Annotated in this window: 12 protein-coding genes and 2 pseudogenes; 6 read left to right on the plus strand and 8 right to left on the minus strand. The window is 70.8% G+C overall.

What is annotated here, in order from left to right:
- Nucleotides 1–176: 176 nt before the first annotated feature.
- On the minus strand, nt 177–419 hold the full coding sequence (locus QA634_RS09735; RefSeq protein WP_018261800.1) for a hypothetical protein: 243 nt from the start codon (nt 417–419) through the stop codon (nt 177–179).
- Between the two features lie 256 nt (nt 420–675).
- Between QA634_RS09735 and QA634_RS09740 the strand changes: the two genes are divergently transcribed.
- Both QA634_RS09740 and QA634_RS09745 read left to right on the plus strand, forming a co-directional pair.
- The gene (locus QA634_RS09740) at nt 676–1,608 is read left to right on the plus strand and encodes an AEC family transporter (RefSeq protein ID WP_012331798.1); all 933 of its coding nucleotides are present in this window, start codon (nt 676–678) and stop codon (nt 1,606–1,608) included.
- 466 nt (nt 1,609–2,074) lie between these two features.
- Nucleotides 2,075–2,521, plus strand: a complete 447-nt coding sequence (locus QA634_RS09745) for a thiamine pyrophosphate-binding protein (protein WP_012331799.1) — start codon at nt 2,075–2,077, stop codon at nt 2,519–2,521.
- Here QA634_RS09745 and QA634_RS09750 read toward each other — a convergent pair.
- From QA634_RS09750 to QA634_RS09780, 7 genes and pseudogenes are all read right to left on the minus strand, one after another.
- Nucleotides 2,503–2,923: pseudogene (locus QA634_RS09750) on the minus strand (IS66 family transposase); the annotation flags it as partial. The gene QA634_RS09745 and the pseudogene QA634_RS09750 overlap by 19 nt on opposite strands.
- 91 nt (nt 2,924–3,014) lie before the next feature.
- Complete coding sequence (locus tag QA634_RS09755; protein ID WP_012331800.1) at nt 3,015–4,370, minus strand: MFS transporter; 1,356 nt, start codon at nt 4,368–4,370, stop codon at nt 3,015–3,017.
- Between the two features lie 42 nt (nt 4,371–4,412).
- Nucleotides 4,413–5,339: a hydroxymethylglutaryl-CoA lyase gene (locus QA634_RS09760; RefSeq protein WP_012331801.1), complete on the minus strand. Its 927-nt coding sequence runs from the start codon at nt 5,337–5,339 to the stop codon at nt 4,413–4,415.
- Complete coding sequence (locus QA634_RS09765) at nt 5,336–6,577, minus strand: CaiB/BaiF CoA transferase family protein (protein ID WP_012331802.1); 1,242 nt, start codon at nt 6,575–6,577, stop codon at nt 5,336–5,338. The genes QA634_RS09760 and QA634_RS09765 overlap by 4 nt, the downstream gene beginning before the upstream one ends.
- A gap of 28 nt (nt 6,578–6,605) precedes the next feature.
- The gene (locus QA634_RS09770) at nt 6,606–6,866 is read right to left on the minus strand and encodes a hypothetical protein (protein WP_236728742.1); all 261 of its coding nucleotides are present in this window, start codon (nt 6,864–6,866) and stop codon (nt 6,606–6,608) included.
- Nucleotides 6,867–7,530: 664 nt separating this feature from the next.
- Nucleotides 7,531–7,731: a transposase gene (locus QA634_RS09775; protein WP_043701033.1), complete on the minus strand. Its 201-nt coding sequence runs from the start codon at nt 7,729–7,731 to the stop codon at nt 7,531–7,533.
- 182 nt (nt 7,732–7,913) lie between these two features.
- Nucleotides 7,914–8,180 (minus strand): annotated as a pseudogene (locus QA634_RS09780) (transposase); the annotation flags it as partial.
- Between the two features lie 434 nt (nt 8,181–8,614).
- On the opposite strand from QA634_RS09780, the gene QA634_RS09785 reads away from it, so the two are divergent.
- Genes QA634_RS09785 through QA634_RS09800 form a run of 4 tightly spaced genes read left to right on the plus strand, consistent with a single transcriptional unit; the run spans nt 8,615 to nt 12,474 of the window.
- On the plus strand, nt 8,615–9,427 hold the full coding sequence (locus QA634_RS09785) for a GntR family transcriptional regulator (RefSeq protein WP_012331804.1): 813 nt from the start codon (nt 8,615–8,617) through the stop codon (nt 9,425–9,427).
- Nucleotides 9,424–10,644 (plus strand): ABC transporter substrate-binding protein, encoded by a 1,221-nt coding sequence (locus QA634_RS09790; RefSeq protein WP_012331805.1) that lies wholly within the window; start codon nt 9,424–9,426, stop codon nt 10,642–10,644. The genes QA634_RS09785 and QA634_RS09790 overlap by 4 nt, the downstream gene beginning before the upstream one ends.
- Before the next feature lie 4 nt (nt 10,645–10,648).
- Nucleotides 10,649–11,521, plus strand: coding sequence for a branched-chain amino acid ABC transporter permease (locus tag QA634_RS09795; RefSeq protein WP_012331806.1), 873 nt, complete (start codon nt 10,649–10,651; stop codon nt 11,519–11,521).
- Nucleotides 11,518–12,474, plus strand: coding sequence for a branched-chain amino acid ABC transporter permease (locus tag QA634_RS09800; protein ID WP_012331807.1), 957 nt, complete (start codon nt 11,518–11,520; stop codon nt 12,472–12,474). The genes QA634_RS09795 and QA634_RS09800 overlap by 4 nt, the downstream gene beginning before the upstream one ends.
- The last annotated feature ends 3 nt before the right edge of the window (nt 12,475–12,477 follow it).

Consider the following 12,477-nt stretch of genomic DNA (forward strand, 5'->3'; position numbering starts at 1 on the left):
CGAGTTTCTCCATGACCCTGGAAAGCATCGCCCCAATCGGCGATGATCCCCTCGTCAGCCTGCCCACCCTGGCAGCCTGATCGATCCGGCCCCGGCCGGTGATCGGGGTGGCCACGCCCAAGCTACACCACGCCAGGGGACACGATCGGCTATAATGCCTCCGGCCTCAATCCATCTCAGACCTCTGTCTCGAGGCGCGCGTCAAGAAAATTGGCAGCGGCAAGGACGAAGTACGCGAGCGCAGATTTCAAAGTGGATTCGTGGTCGCGGGCGAGCGTGCGGCAGTGTCCGATCAAACAGAGTATTTGCCCTCTCATCCAACGCCGCTGTTGCGCGGCAAGGCCCACCCGCCCCTCATTCGGCATGATGAGCTCTGTGCTCAGTCCCGTGCTGCGCCTCTCGATCGACGGTACGTTCATTCGAAGTATTCGACGCCATCTACACGCCAATACATGCAGCCGATAAAACTGGATAATGCGATTTGTCTGCAAGTCAGTAAAGCTGCAGCCTCAGGAGTCCCCTAGTGTGGTTGAGCCCTGATGAAGGAGGACCCGACCTAAGCGTCCGGGTCCCGACGATCGCGTTCCAGTTTCCTGATCTTGCCGCGGGCCTGAATTTGCATCAGAGCGGGATGCCCGGCTTCGTGTTCAAGGGCTCTCTCATCCGCGTGACACGATGCAGGCCGTCCTCAACGCAGCCCTTCCGATCTTCGCCCTTATCCTGACGGGCTTCCTGTGCGGCCGCACCGCCCTGTTCGGGCCGGCCGCGACCGACAGCCTGAACCGGTTCGCGATCTATCTCGCGCTTCCGGCCCTGATATTCGGCGCCATGGCGAAGATCACCCCCGAGCAGGTCGCTCAGGTCGGGTTCTCCGTGGCCTTCCTGGGCGGGATCGTAGCGGCCTTCGCCGCGGCCTACATCCTTGGGATCCTTAGGGGCGCGGGCATGGCCCAGGCCTGCATCGAGGGCCTGGATGCCGGCTACAGCAACGTCGGCTTCATGGGCATCCCGCTCTGCCTGCTGGTCTTCGGGTCGGCAAGCCTGCCGGCGGCGGTGATCGCGACGCTCTTCACCGCCTGCGTGCTGTTCCTGTTCGCGGTCGTGCTGATCGAACTCGACCTTCAGAAGGGCGCCGGCCGGGCCGGCACGGCGCGCAAGGTCGTACTCGCGCTCGTGCGCAATCCTCTGTTGATCGCGCCTCTCGCCGGCCTCGCGGTTGGTCTCACGGGGGTAAGCGTCCCGGCGCCGGTCGAACGCTTCGCCTCGCTCCTCGGCGGGGCGGCCTCGCCCTGCGCGCTCATCTGCATTGGGCTGTTCCTGGCCCAGGAGCGGGTCGTGCTCGCCGACGTCCGACCGATCGCCGCCCTCGTCGGTTTGAAGCTTCTGCTGCAACCCGCCGTCACAGCGCTCCTGGTCTTCCACGTGTTCGAGATGCCTTCGCTCTGGGCCCGCGCCGCCGTGCTACTCAGTGCGCTGCCGATCGGATCGGGGCCCTTCACGCTGGCCAAGCTCTACGGGCTGGAGGCAGGCGTGACCTCCGGCGCGATCCTGCTGTCGCACATCGCCTCGGTGCTCACGGTCTCGCTGCTCGTGGCATGGCTCGCCTGAGACGGCACCTCAGCGACGCACGCGGCGGCTGCGGGCCTCGGCGGCCGCGGCATCCTCTTGCGCCTGCAGGCGGGCGACGAACACCGTGGCGGCGCGCGATGTGCTGCTGCGAGAGCCGGTCCGCCCGCTCCCCGTCGCAGCTGAACCAGGCGGCGCTCAAGGAGCGCGATGACATCGCCAAGGCCAACGTCGACCTGCAGAAGGGGCTGGAATGAAAAGCCCTCGTCTTCAACACCGTAGACCCGGCAGCCTTCCAGGCGGCCCTGAAGAGCACGAAATTCTACAGCCAGTGGCGCGAGAAGTTCGGTGCCGACGCCTGGGCGCTGGTGCAGAAATACGCTGGCGACATCGGCTGAGCTCGGCACGCGGGGTCGCCGTCCGGCACGGACCTGCGCCGCGCGGCGACCGGCGCTATCCCACGCGGGCGCCCGCATGGGCCCCGACCTCGACACCCGGGAGGACGAGCATGGGTCAGCCCGCGCGCACCGTCGTGGACCTCAATGCGGACGCGCATTCCTGCGCGGCCTGGATCGCGCGATTCCTCGAGGCGCGCGGGGTCGCACGGATCTACGGCCTCCAGGGTGGCCACATCCAACCGATCTGGGACCACGCCGCCCGGCTCGGCATCCGCATCGTCGACGTGCGCGACGAGGGCGCGGCCGTGCACATGGCCCACGCCCACGCCGAACTCACCGGCGAACTCGGCGTCTGCATGGCGACGGCGGGACCCGGCGTCACCAACTGCGTCACCGGCATCGCCAACGCGGCGCTGGCGCGGGTGCCGGTGCTGCTGATCGGCGGCTGCACCTCGCGGCCACAGGCCAATCTCGGGCCGCTGCAGGACATTCCCCGCGTCGACATCCTGCGCCCGGTGACGCGCCAGGCGCGCCCGGCGCGCGTCGGGGCGGCGTGATGAACGACCGCCTCGTCCGAGCGGAAGACCCCGTGATACGCGTTGCTGCCCTCGATGCGCATGCCGGTCTCGTCCGAGGCCACCACCTCAGCTCGGCGCAGCGCCGAGACCGCAGCCTCACGGCCCTCCACGAACCGGCCCTGCGCCCGCCGCGAGCCCGTTCATCAGCCCACCCTGGCTCAGGGTCAGCCCGAACAGGTCAGCCAGCGCGGCTTGCAGGCGCTCGGAGGACAGAGCCTGGAAGGTCTTCAGGGAGGTCGCCACCGCGTGCAACCGCGGGCCGAACGGCGTGCCGGCCGCCACTTGCGGCACCGGGGCAACGACCCGAGTTCCGCAGGACGGCCAGCGCACGGCGAGCCGCTGATCCTGAGTGACGAGCGGCGTCACCTCCGGAAGGTCGATCTACCCTCCGTTCTGCCTCGCCACCGCACGATGGCGAGCCGCGGGAAGAGGCTCGCACGCGCGTCCGCCACCTGCGGCGGCTGTCCAGAAGCTATTCCGGCAGCGGCCTGCCGGTGGTCTCGGGCATGAACCAGGGCACGATCAGCCCGAGCACGTAGACGCTGCTCATGATCAGCGCCGCCCGCGCCACGCCGCCGAACGAGGTGACGATCTGGCCGGCGATGATCGGGAAGATCCAGGCGATCAGGCGGGCGCCGTTGAACACGAAGCTCGCGGCGGTCGCCCGCACGGCCGGCGTGAACAGCTCCACGAGGTAGATCGCCATCCAGCTGAACGAGAAGCCGAGCGTGAAGACCCCGTTCAGGAAGGCGATGACCATGAAGGTGGTCAGACCGCCGGTCCACACATAGGCGAGCACCGAGGTCGCGAGGCAGCCCGCATAGGTCAGGATCAGGAATTTGCGCCGCCCGATCGCGTCGGCGAGGAAGCCCGAGACCAGGTAGGCGGCGATCGCCCCGATGTTGTAGATGATGCCCATGCGCGGGCCCCAGACGTTGGCGGGCTCGCCCGCCGCCTTGGCCAGCGCCTCGGTGTAGGCCGGCAGCCAGGACGATACCGCCCACCAGCCCACCGTCGTGGCGAAGGACATCACGGTGGCCAGCAGCACGCGCCGCCGGCTCTCCGGCTCGCGGAAGATCTCGGTGAGCGTGAAGGGGCGCTGCGCTGTCTTGTGCACGCGGCCGCTCTGCGCGTCCTCCGTCGTGGCGGCCCAGCGCTGCTCCTTGAGCGCCGTCATCCAGCGCTCGGATTCCTCCAGCGCGCGGCGCAGGTAGAGGCAGACGAAGGCCGGCAGCGCGCCGAGCGCGAACATGATGCGCCAGCTCTCGGAGCCGAGCGGGTTGGTCGCCGCCAGCACCGCCCAGACGATCGCCGCCAGCACCGCGCCGCCGCCGAAGCCCGATTGCAGGAAGCCGCAGCCCTTCGGCCGCGCCCGGTTCGGCCAGGTCTCGGCGACGAGCGCGATGCCGGTGCTCCATTCCGAGCCGATCGCCAGGCCGGTGATGAAGCGCAAGAGCGCGAGCTGCGCGAAGCTCCCGGCGAAGGCGGTCAGCCCCGTGAAGATGGCGTAGCCGAGGATGGAGAGCATCATCATGCGCTTGCGGCCGATGTAATCCGCCGCGATGCCGCCCAGCATGCCGCCGATCCCCCAGCCGAGCAGCGTGATGCCGATCGCCGCGCCGACGTAGAAGGCGGGCGCCTGCGCCTGCTCGGGCGTGAGGATGGAGTTCAGCGCCGGGCGGAGCGCGTAGACCAGCGCCACCGCCTCATAGCCGTCGAAGATCCAGCCGAGGTAGCTGCCCCAGAGGATGCGCCAATGTCGCGCCGTCAGGCCCGCGTACCAGGGAGCGGAGGCGTCCTCGCGCAGGACCGCATCGCCGGCTGCCATATGTTCCTCCCTCGTCTCGCTGCGCTGCGCCCCCGTCTCGCCTCAGGTGACAGCCTGCGCGAGGCAGGCCGTGCCGGCGCCGTAGGCGTCGCGCACCCGCCCGCCGGCGAGGCCGCCCGGCAGTGCCGCTCCCTCGCGTGCCACCGCGACGAGCGCGTCGAGGTCGATCCCGGTCCCGACGCCCATCCGGGCGAACATCCAGGCGAGGTCCTCGGTCGCAACGTTGCCGGTGGCGCCGGGCGCGAAGGGGCAGCCGCCGAGGCCCGCGAAGGAGGCGTCGAAGACCCGCACGTCCTCGCGGTAGGCCGCGTGCACGTTGGCGAGCCCGAGCCCGTAGGTGTCGTGCGCGTGCAGCGCCCAGGCCTTCGCCTGGGGGAAGCGAGCTTTGGCCCGCGCGAACAGCCGCCCGACATGCGCCGGGTCGGCGCGTCCCGTCGTGTCGCACAGGCAGATCTCGGCGTCGGGCTTGAGCGCGACCAAGCGGTCGAGCAGCGCCAGCGCCTTCTCCTCCGGGACGCGGCCCTCGAAGGGACAGTCGAAGGCGGTCGCGAGGTCGAGGCGGATCGCGACCTCGCCGGGGATCGCTCGCAGCAGGCGGTCGTACTCGTCAGCCGATTCCCCGGGCGAGCGCCGGACGTTGTTGCGGTTGTGCGCCTCGGACACCGAGAGCACGAAGACGAGGCGGCGCGCGCCGGCCGCTACCGCGTCGCGCCCGCGCCGCTCGCTCGGCACCAGCACCTGGGGTTCGAGGCCGGGGAAGCGCGCGCAGGCGGCGAGCACCTCCGGCGTGTCGCGCATCTGCGGCAGCGCCGTCGCGCTCACGAAGGAACCGATCTCTATGCGCCGGAGACCCGCGGCGACGAGGCGTCCGAGGATCTCGATCTTGCGCTCTGTCGGGATGAAGGGGCCGATGCCCTGGTAGCCGTCGCGCGGCCCGACCTCGACGATCTCCACCACGTCGTGCGTCATGCCGCCACTCCGTCCTCGCGCAGCTTCCCGATCGCGTCGGCGTCGAGCCCGGCCACATCGCGCAGGATCGCGTCGGTGTGCTCCCCCGCGCGGGGGCCGGGCCAGCGGATGCGGCCCGGATCGTCGGGCACGTGCGGCACGATGCCCGCGTGCAGCACCGTGCCGAATTGCGGGTCCTCGACCTCCTGCACCATGCCGCGGGCGCGGAACTGCGGGTCGGCGGCAATCTCGGCGGCGGTGTAGGCGATGGTCGAGGGCACGTCGGCCTCGGCCAGCATCCGCTCCAGGTCGGCAGCGGAATGCGTGGCGCTCCAAGCGCCGATCATCCGGTCGAGGTCCTCGACGTTCGCCACGCGCTTGCCGTTGCCGATGAAGCGCGGATCCTGCGCCAGTTCGGGCTGCCCCATCAGGGCGGTCAGGCGGGCGAAGATCGGCTCGGAATTGCCGGCGATCAGAATCCACTTGCCGTCCGCGGTCGGGTAGGCGGAGGAGGGGGAGGCGGTGGCGATGCGCGCACCCGTCGGATGCCGCACCGAGCCGAATACGCCGTATTCGGGCAGCATGCCCTCCATCATCGAGAGCACGGATTCGGTCAGCGCCACGTCGATGGCACGGCCGCGCCCGTCCCCGCCCTCCTTCCGGTCGCGCGCCCACAGGGCCGCCACGATGCCGAAGGCCGCGTAGAGCCCGGCGATCGAATCGCCGATCGAGACGCCGACGCGCACGGGCGGCAGGTCCGAGACGGAGGGCGGGTGGTTGGTGAGGTAGCGCAGGCCCCCGATCGCCTCGCCGATCACCCCGAAGGCGGCGCGGTCGCGGTAGAGCCCGTCCTGCCCGTAGCCGGAGATGCTGGCGACCACGATGCCGGGCCGCGCGGCCTCCATCGCCTCGCGGCCAAGGCCCATCTTGGCGAGCTGGCCGGGGCGGAAGTTCTCGATCACCGCGTCGCAGGTACGCACGAGGCGCAGCACGACCTCGACCGCGCGCGGATCCTTGAGGTTCAGCACGAGGCTGCGCTTGTTGCGCTGGTGCATCGAGGTCCAGGGCGCGCCCGCGCCCTCGACCTGCCGTCCCCACTGGCGCACCGGGTCTCCGCCGGGCGCCTCGACCTTGATCACGTCAGCCCCGAGGTCGGCGAGCAGCCGCGACCCGAACGGGGCGGCGACGAAATGGCCGAGTTCGAGGATGCGCAGGCCCGTCAGGGGGCCGCTGGAGGGGGCGGAATCGTGTGTCGGCATCGCGGTTCGACCGGCTCTGGGGGAAGGGTCAGGCGACGTGCTGCGCGGAACCGGCGCCGAGCCGCTCGCGCAGCCAGTTGATAACGCCGCCCTTCAGCAGCAGTTCGGTCTGGCGCCGCGACAGGTCGTGGCGAAGCTGGATCTGCCGCTTGCCCCCGACGATGGCGACGATTTCGCGGCCCGCCTGCAGCGCGGCGGCGATGCCCGCGATCTCGATCTCCTCGCCCGGGTCGGGGCGGCCATCGACGAGGTGCGAGCGGACGAGCTTCTGCGTCAGGTTCAGCGGCACCGGCGCACCTCCCTGGTTCAGCGCCGGCGCTCCCGCCATCCGAAGAACGCGCGGAGGCAATCAGGTCGGCGCAGCCTGAGTATTTAGCTCAGGCGCATGATTGCAGGCAGGGAAGCAGAGAAGTGGGTTTAGCACAAGTGAGTTTTGTGCGGTTCGTCCATGGCAACGCTTGACCGCACGTGCCATCTATTGCTTAGTTTATCATTCCGCGAGCCCGTCCCCCGGCCGGGGTAATACAGGCCGCATATCCGGGGGTCAGTTCCGGCGGTCGCTGGACAGGCGGCAACTTTCCGCCGGGCGAGGCGGCGACAGGCGTTCCACGCCTCCAGGTCGTGCTCACCCACTGCTGGGCGCTGCTGGCCGGCCTTCTCCGGCAGCGCGTCCTCGCGGGAGTCGGTCCCGTGGATCTCGCCCTGCTGTCACATGGAGGGGTGAGCCAGCTAGCCGCACGCTTACGAACCTGATGCGAAAGCTCCGCGTGGCGGTGGATGTCAGGGAAGCGTGTCAGGAAATCATATGTCCGGACAACCCTCACAACCGGACATTCCAGACAGATGCTGCGAGGGGCCGCTTTGGGTCACGAGCAGTCGGCCGCGATAACGGCGGATCTGGGTCGCGTCCACCGGAGTGGTGGCAATTGGAGGAGGGCCACCGGTGGGATCGGTCAGGCCGCCGCGGGTGGAAGGTGAACCGGCTCGGCGGGTGGAGCAAGCAGGCTTGGCGCGTCGTCGGCGCCGGAGGCGAGACCGTTCAGGGGCTCCAGGCCGAGATAGCGGTGCTGGAGCGACCACTCGTCGTTGGCCTCGATCAGCACGGCACCGATCAGCCGGACGATCGAGGCTTCGTTGGGGAAGATGCCGACCACGCCCTTCCATCGCCCGGGCCAGCTTCGGCAGGCTGCTGTGAGCAGAGGCGGCAATGGCGCGCCATAACTCGCGCGCCTTGTCCTGTGTCGGCTGGACGAAGACCTCGCGGATGGCTGTGGCGACGCGGGATTGCTGGGCTCTGGGAATGGGAGATGGCGAAGCAATCAACCGGATGGCGTATGACGCGCTCGTCGATCTCCTTGCCCAGCTTGGAGACCTGGCTCTTGGAGAGGCCGCTCATGCCCATGGCCTGCACCAGGTCCTCCACCCGGCGGGTGGACACGCCTGAGATCCAGGCCTCCTGGATCACGGCGGTGAGCGCCTTCTCGATCGTGCGCCGGGGCTCCAGGAACGGCGGAAAGGCGGAGGGGCCGCTCCTGAGCTTGGGCACCTTCAGCTCAAGCGTGCCGAGCCGGGTCTCCAGGGTTCGGTCGCGATCGCCCTGGCGCTCTCGGACCATCCAGATCGCTCGCGCCAGATCGCTCGCGTGGCTCCTCCCGAAGAAGAGTGGCTTATGCGGCGCCACGGCGCGGTCCTCCCGACAAGCGGAGTCTCCGGGAGATCCGGGGCGGTTCACGCCGAAGGCTCACCGTCCGCCTGGTGATCGGGATTCCCGGGTTCGGGGTTCGTGCGAGCAAGCCGATCCGCACCGGTCACCGTCGGTGACCACCCTCGCGAGAGATCGGGCCTGCAGCCGTGCCCTGCAGCGCGCGGCTGCAGGCCCGATCTCTCGCTCCGCCTCGGCAACGCCGCTCCACGGGGCGCGGCCCCTGGAGAGCGGAACCGTGCCTGTCCGAATTGACAGACAGGAAGCTGTTCGCATAACCGTACAGATGACTGACCCGCTCTCGGCCCGGCAAGGCGTGAGCCAGGGAGTTCCGCATGGCGGCGGCCATCGAACCGCACAAGGCGCGCAGGCTCTACCTGCTCCTGCGCGAGCGCATCGCCGGGGGCCGCCTGCCGAACGGCGCGCGACTGCCCGGCGAGCCGGCGCTCGCGGCCGAGCACGGCCTGTCGCGGGCGACGGTGCGCCGCGCCCTCGACCTCCTGTCGAGCGAGGGGCTGGTGGAGCGGCGCGCGGGATCGGGCACCTTCGTGCGCCAGGAGGGCGCGGCGCGGCCCGTGGTCGCCGATCTGCCGAACCTGCTCTCGGGCCTGATCCAGATGGGCCGCGCGACCGGCGTGCGGCTGCTGTCCTTCGGCTACGAGCCGGCCCCGGCGGCGATCGCCGAGGCGCTGGTGCTGGCGCCGGGCGAGCGGGTGCAGCGCTCCGTTCGGGTGCGCCTGATCGACGGCAAGCCGTTCTCGTACCTCACCACGCACGTGCCCGAGCGGATCGGCCTGTCCTACTCGGAGGCCGACCTCGTCACCACGCCGCTCCTCGAGCTGATGGAGCGCTCGGGCGTCGCCGCCGCGCGCGCCACGCAGGCCATCACCGCGACGCTCGCCGGGCCCGAGGCCGCGGAGGCGCTGGACCTCGGCCTCGGCGCCCCCGTCATCGACCTCACCCGCGTCGTCTACGACCCGCAGGGACGCGGCGTCGAGCACCTGCACGCCCTCTACCGGCCCGACCGCTACGCCCTGCGCATGGACCTCGTGCGCACCGGCGAGGCGGGCGAGCGGCACTGGGCGCCCGCCGCGCCACCCCCACCCAGACCTGCCCGCGCCGCCGCGCAGAGGAGACCCGCCCGATGATCGCGTCCGATCGCGTCCCGAACCGCCGCCGCGTGCTCACGGGCGGCGCGGCCGCCGCCTCGCTCCTCGCGATGCCGGCGGTGCTGCGGGCCGAGCCCGCGCCGGTGAAGATCGGCATCCTCCAGCCGCTCACCGGGGCGCTCGCCGGCGACGGCGACCTCGGCCGCCTCGGGGCGGAACTCGCGGTGGCAGACCTCAACGCCGCGGGCGGCCTCAAGGCGCTGGGCGGCGCCCGGATCGAGGCGGTGATCGCCGACAACCGCTCGAACCCGGAAGCCGCCGCCCAGGAGGCCGAGCGCCTCGCGGGCGAGGGCGTCGCCGCGATCGTGGGCGGCTTCGGCAGCGGCCTGTGCGCCACCGCCAGCCAGGCGGCGGCCCGCTACGACCTGCCCTACCTGATCGATGTCGGCGTCGCCGATTCGCTCACGCAGCGCGGCCTCAGGAACACCTTCCGGTTCTCCCCGAGCTTCAGCATGGTCACGACGAGCGCCCTGGAGCGCCTCGTCGCCCTCAATGACGGGGCCGGCAAGCCCGCCCGCACGGTGGTGATCGTGCACGAGGACGGGCTGTTCGGCTCGGGCCTCGCCAAGCTGCTCCAGGCCGAGCTGCCCAAGCGCGGCTTCGAGATCCTGGAGACGATCGCCCATCCGACTCCGGCCCGCGACATGGCCAACGTCGTGCTGCGCATCCGCTCGCTGCAGCCCGACCTCGTCGTTCCGTCGAACTACTACGGCGAGTTCGTTCTCCTCGCCCGCACCCTGCAGCAGCAGCGCGTCCGCCCCAAGGGCATCTACGCCATCCTCGGCGGCGGCGCGTCGAGCCTCCGCTTCGTCAAGGAGTTCCCTCAGGCCGCCGAGGGGGTGATGGATTGCAACCACTGGCCCGATCCGAAGAACCCGGCCGCGGCCGAACTGCGCCGACGGACCGAGGCGGCCGGCCGCGCCTTCGCCTACAACGTGCCGATGAACTACTCGGCCGTGCGGCTGATGGCCGAGGCGATCGAGAAGGCCGGCGCCCCCGACCGCGCCCGGATCATCGAGGCGCTGGCCACGCAGAGCTTCGGCAGCGGCGTGATGCCCTACGGCCAGTCGCGCTTCGCCGGCGGCCAGAACGCCAGCGCGCTGCCCCTCAACACGCAGGTCCAGGGCGGCGACGTCAAGGTGATCGCCCCGGACGGCTTCGCCGAGGCCAAGCCGAACTTTCCCCTGAGGGCCTGAGCCGATGTACGCGCCCCAGATCCTGATCGAGGCGGCCCTCAACGGCCTGATGACCGGGGCCGTCTACGCGCTGATCGCGCTCGGATTGACCTTGGTCTACGGGGTGCTGCACATCATCAATTTCGCGCACGGCGCCCTGCTGACCTGCGCGATGTTCGCGGTGTGGGGCGCCTCCGCCACCGCGCATGTCGATCCCTACCTGGCGCTGATCGCCGTGGTGCCGCTGATGTTCGGCCTCGGCTACGGGCTCCAGCGCCTCGTCATCGGCCCGGCGAGTCACGGCAGCGACGACAACGTGCTGCTCGTCACCCTCGGTCTCTCGATCGTGCTGGAGAACGCGCTGCTGGCGGCGTTCCGCTCCGACACCCGGGCGATCGAGTCCGACGCGGCGCTCCAGGTGGTCGAGGTCGGGCCGCTGTTGCTCTCGACCCCGCGGCTGATCGGCCTCGCCGGCTCGCTCGTGGTCACGGGCCTGCTCTGGCTGCTCCTCAACCGCACCGACACGGGCCGGGCGATCCGGGCGGTCTCCCGCGAGAAGCTCGGGGCCCGCCTCGTCGGCATCGAGGTCGACCACGTCTACGCGGTCACCTTCGGCCTCGGCTGCGCCTGCCTGGGCGTGGCGGCATGCCTCCTGATGCCGACCTACTACGTCAATCCGCGCTCGGGCGCCGCCTTCGTGCTCGTCGCCTTCACCATCGTTGTGCTCGGCGGCATGGGCTCGATCACCGGCGCGCTGGTGGGCGGCCTGGTGATCGGGGTCGTCGAGAGCTTCTCCGGCCTCATCCTCGGCGACAGCCTCGGGCAGATCGGCATCTTCCTGATCTTCATCCTGGTGCTGCTGGTGCGGCCGACCGGCCTGTTCGGGGCGCGCGCATGACCCTTCGCGACGTCCTGCCCCCGCTCCTCGCCCTGGCGGCGCTGGGAGCGCTGGCCTTCCTCGGCCTCTCGGGCAGCGCCCTCAACTTCCTCATCACGACGCTGATCATCGCGCTCGCGGGCCTCGGCTGGAACGTGCTCGGGGGCTTCGGCGGCCAGTACTCCTTCGGCCACGCCGCCTTCTTCGGCACCGGCGCCTACGCCACGGCGGTGCTCCAGCTCAGGTTCGGCTGGAACGCCTGGGCCGGGCTCGCCGCCGGGATCGGCCTCGGCACCGCGACGGGGTTCCTGATCGGCACCCTGAGCTTCCGGGCCGGCCTGCGCGGCTCCTACTTCGCCCTTGTCACCCTCGCCTTCGCGGAAGTGTTCCGCATCCTCGCCAACGCCGCCGACCTCACCGGCGGGGCGGCGGGACTGCTCCTGACGCTCCAGCCCGGTTTCGGCACCATGCAGTTCGCCGACCGGCGCCTGTTCTGCCTGCTGGTGCTCGGCTTCGTCGGCGCGGCGCTCCTCGCCTCGCGCTGGATCGAGCGCTCGCGCTTCGGCGCCCAGCTGATCGCCGTGCGCGAGAACGAGGAGGCGGCCCGGGCGCTCGGCGTCGACGCCCTGCGGGTGAAGCTCGGGGCGATCGCCCTCTCCGCGGCGATCACCGCGGCGGCCGGGGCCCTCTACGTGCAGCACTTCCTCTACCTCGACGCCGGCGTCGCCTACGGCACCTGGATCTCCGTCGAGGCGCTGCTCGCGCCCATCGTCGGCGGCATCGGCACCGCCTTCGGGCCGCTCGTCGGGGCGCTCGCCCTCCAGGGGCTCGGCGAGGCGACCAAGCACCTCTCCGGCGGCGTCCCGGGCCTCGACCTCGTCGTGTTCGGCATCTGCCTCGTCGCCGTCATCGCCTTCGCGCCGCAGGGGCTCATCGGCCTCCTCCGCCGCCGGGCCGCGGCCGCGGGAGCCTGAACG

The organism is Methylobacterium sp. CB376 (assembly GCF_029714205.1).
Taxonomy (GTDB): Bacteria; Pseudomonadota; Alphaproteobacteria; order Rhizobiales; family Beijerinckiaceae; genus Methylobacterium.

Bases quoted from the DNA above. Each gene is read 5' to 3' on its own strand.
- QA634_RS09745 (WP_012331799.1), top strand. From the start codon at position 2,075: ATGGGTCAGCCCGCGCGCACCGTCGTGGACCTCAATGCGGACGCGCAT.
- QA634_RS09760 (WP_012331801.1), bottom strand. From the start codon at position 5,339: ATGACGCACGACGTGGTGGAGATCGTCGAGGTCGGGCCGCGCGACGGC.
- QA634_RS09790 (WP_012331805.1), top strand. From the start codon at position 9,424: ATGATCGCGTCCGATCGCGTCCCGAACCGCCGCCGCGTGCTCACGGGC.
- QA634_RS09785 (WP_012331804.1), top strand. From the start codon at position 8,615: ATGGCGGCGGCCATCGAACCGCACAAGGCGCGCAGGCTCTACCTGCTC.
- QA634_RS09740 (WP_012331798.1), top strand. From the start codon at position 676: ATGCAGGCCGTCCTCAACGCAGCCCTTCCGATCTTCGCCCTTATCCTG.
- QA634_RS09735 (WP_018261800.1), bottom strand. From the start codon at position 419: ATGAACGTACCGTCGATCGAGAGGCGCAGCACGGGACTGAGCACAGAG.
- QA634_RS09795 (WP_012331806.1), top strand. From the start codon at position 10,649: ATGTACGCGCCCCAGATCCTGATCGAGGCGGCCCTCAACGGCCTGATG.
- QA634_RS09800 (WP_012331807.1), top strand. From the start codon at position 11,518: ATGACCCTTCGCGACGTCCTGCCCCCGCTCCTCGCCCTGGCGGCGCTG.
- QA634_RS09765 (WP_012331802.1), bottom strand. From the start codon at position 6,577: ATGCCGACACACGATTCCGCCCCCTCCAGCGGCCCCCTGACGGGCCTG.
- QA634_RS09755 (WP_012331800.1), bottom strand. From the start codon at position 4,370: ATGGCAGCCGGCGATGCGGTCCTGCGCGAGGACGCCTCCGCTCCCTGG.